Below are 395 nucleotides of genomic sequence, written 5' to 3'. Positions count from 1 at the left end.
GCCGTTATCCCGGTCAGCGCGGTCAATTGCGGCGAACAGGTGGCTGCGTAGAGTTGTCCACACTGTTACCCGCGTTCCCTCGGCATCGTTGGCCGGCGGAATCCACCTTCAGCCTTGGAGCCTTTCCACCGGGAGCCCGTTCCATGACCGATCGTTACATCGCCTTCGCCAACTCCCCCGTCGGCCGCCGCCTGGTTGGCGCCGTCGGCCTTCCCTCCCCGCTGCGCCTGGAGCGCTGGCAGGCCGGCCGGGTACGGCCGGTGGACGGCCCGCTGGTGATCGGCGGGAGCGGCGCGCTGGCCGAGGCCGTGCTGCCCTTCGCCGGCAAGCTGACCGACGCGGTGTTCGCCGCCGTCGACGGACAGTTCGAGCTGCCGCGCTGGACCGCCGAGCAC

Annotated in this window: 1 protein-coding gene; it reads left to right on the top strand. The window is 70.9% G+C overall.

Going from position 1 to position 395, the window contains the following annotated elements; translation table 11 throughout:
* Nucleotides 1-143: 143 nt before the first annotated feature.
* Nucleotides 144-395, top strand: a 252-nt coding sequence (locus D7X32_RS44730) for a hypothetical protein (protein WP_208752798.1), incomplete at its 3' end; no start/stop codon positions are given.

Origin of the sequence: Corallococcus carmarthensis (assembly GCF_003611695.1) — a bacterium.
In the GTDB taxonomy this organism is placed as follows: Bacteria; Myxococcota; Myxococcia; order Myxococcales; family Myxococcaceae; genus Corallococcus; species Corallococcus carmarthensis.
The sequence above is the reverse complement of the archived record's forward strand: the minus strand, read 5'-3'. Positions and strand labels throughout refer to the sequence as shown.